This window comes from Nitratidesulfovibrio liaohensis (assembly GCF_011682075.1).
Taxonomy (GTDB): Bacteria; Desulfobacterota; Desulfovibrionia; order Desulfovibrionales; family Desulfovibrionaceae; genus Cupidesulfovibrio; species Cupidesulfovibrio liaohensis.
On sequence record NZ_VSMK01000411.1, the window covers coordinates 1 to 2433 of the forward strand.

The following is a 2433-nucleotide window of genomic DNA, read 5'->3' on the forward strand; positions in this document are numbered from 1 at the left end:
CGGATGGGGGGGGCGGGGGCGTGCGGTCCACGCCGTAGCTGCCCGCCAGGTGCGGCGCGGGCACCCGGTCCACCACGGGCACCAGGCGCTGGCGCTGGCCCACGATGATTTCCATGACCTTGTACAGGTCCTCGTTGGGGGTCACGATCTGCACCCGGCGGTGCATGTACTCCGTCACGCCCATGTGCCCCAGCCCGTGCGAGATGGCCCGGGCGGCGGTCTGCTGCTCCAGGTAACCCACGCACCGCCGGGTGCCCGTGGCGAACACGGGCACGGCCTTCAGGCCGTAGCGGGTCATGGTTTCCTCGGCGTCGGCGATGGAGCGGTCGTCGTCCACGCCCACCACGGGCGAGGACATCAGGTCGCGCACCCGCATCTGCGGGTTGATGGCGGAAAAGAGCAGGGCGAACAGTTCGTCGCGCACCTGTTGCAGGGTCTTGTCCTTGACCGATGCCGAGGCCGCGTACGGGTGCCCCCCGCCCCCGAGAGAGGTGCACACCTGGGCCACGTCCACTTCGGCCAGGCGGCTGCGGGCAACCACCTGCACCCTGTCGCCCATGCGGCACAGGGCGAACAGCACCTTGATGTTCTCCATGTCCATCATCTTGTGCGCCAGCAGCGCGAAGTCGCCCATGTAGGTTTCCATGGACGCCTCGGCGATGGTCACCAGGGTGCCGTTGATGTCGTGGGTGGTGGCCGATTCCAGCAGGGCGTTGAGGATGCCCACCTGCTCGCTGGTCAGGTCGCGGGCGATGAGTTCCGCGATGGCGTTCAGGTCCATGCCTTGCGTCTTCAGCCAGCCTGCGGCGGAAAAGTCGTGCTCGGTGGTGGAGGCAAAGGTGAAAGAGCCGGTATCCTCGAAGATGCCGAGGCCGAGCATGGTGGCCTCGTCGCCGGAAAGGGTCAGCCCTCTTTCGCGGATTTCGGCCACGATGATGGCCGTGGTGGAACCCCACGGCAGCACGCGGCTGAACGCGGCGGGAAGGTCTTCGCCGGTGTCCGGATGGTGGTCCCAGAGGTGCACGGTGACGTCGTCGCGGGCCAGCACGTTGTGCACGTGGGGCACCCGCGAATGCTGGCGGGTGTCCACGATGACCAGCGTTTCCACGCTGTCCGGATCGATGTCGCGCGCCTGCCGGAAGTTGAACATGTAGGTGGCGCTTTCGATGAAGAAATTGCGCAGGGTGCGTTCCTGGCTTCCGGGAAACACCAGCACGGCGCCAGGGTACAGCTTGCCCGCCGCGACCATGGCGGCCAGCGCGTCGAAGTCTGCGTTGGCGTGGGCGGTGATCAGCACCGGCGCGGCGATCTTTGGGGTCTGCTGCATGCGTGGGTGTCCGTGTGGTCCTTGAGATGGGGCGCGGCGTCGGGTCAGGAGCGCGAACGGGGATGATGGGCGCGGTGCACCTGGCGCAGCCGGTCGGCCTGAACATGGGTGTAGATTTCCGTGGCGGCTATGTCGGCGTGGCCCAGCAGCATCTGCACCGTGCGCAGGTCGGCCCCGCCGTCCAGCAGGTGGGTGGCGAAGGAGTGGCGAAAGGTGTGCGGCGAAATGTCCTTGCGGATGCCTGCCTCGGCCACATGGCGCTTGACCACCTTCCATACCGCCTGGCGGGTAAGCCCCTTGCCGGACCGGTTCAGGAACAGGGCGTCCTCCACCGGGCGGAAGGCGGGCCGCCAGTCGCGGATGTAGGCCGCCAGCAGTTTGGCCGCCGTGTCGTGCACCGGTACGATGCGCTCCTTGGACCCCTTGCCGAACACCCGCACAAGGCCGGTCATGGGATCGAAGTCCAGCGGGCGCAAGCCGCACAGTTCGGAGACGCGCAGGCCTGATGCGTACAGCAATTCCAGCATGGTGCGGTCGCGAAAGCCCAGGCGGTCGGAAAGGTCGGGCCGGGCCAGCACGGCGGCCATTTCGTCGCGGGTCAGCACGTCGGGCAGGGTGCGCGGCAGCTTGGGGTTTTCCAGGTAGCGCAGCGGGTCCGCCGCAAGCTGGCCTTCGGCCACGCCGTGGGCGAACAGCCCGCGCAGGGCCGAAAGATGGCGTGACAGGGTGCGGCTGGTCAGGCCGCGACGCCGCAGATCCACGATGTACAGGAACAGGGTCTGTTCCGTGGCCCCTTCAAGATCGATGCCTCCCTGCGCCAGAAAGCCTGCAAAGTCGGCCAGGTCCGCCGCGTAGGCGGCCAGGGTGTTTTCCGCAAGGCCGCGTTCGATGAGCAGGTATTCCAGATACCCGTCGATGAGCGGGTGTGAGGCCCTGGACGCCCCATCCTGCCCGACGCGCGGGGCCGGAGTGCGCTTTGTCCGTGCGGTGACCTTGGCGGACTTTACCGGCTTGGCCGGTTTGTCCGTGTTGGCGCCGCGACGGGCGGACGCAGCCCCGGCGGGCTCGCCGGGGGCAGTGGTGGCTGGCGCAATGGGGGCTGGCGT

General features: G+C 68.0%; 2 protein-coding genes. Both read right to left on the reverse strand.

Features of this window, described 5'->3' with window-relative positions; genetic code table 11:
• Window positions 1–1327 (reverse strand): CBS domain-containing protein (locus FVW27_RS13200; RefSeq protein WP_243838441.1); only part of this gene is annotated, 1327 nt, incomplete at its 3' end.
• Between the two features lie 44 nt (window positions 1328–1371).
• Window positions 1372–2421 carry a site-specific tyrosine recombinase XerD gene (gene xerD, locus FVW27_RS13205; RefSeq protein ID WP_341806139.1) on the reverse strand — a complete coding sequence of 350 codons (1050 nt, stop codon included), beginning with the start codon at window positions 2419–2421 and terminating at the stop codon, window positions 1372–1374.
• Window positions 2422–2433 lie beyond the last annotated feature (12 nt).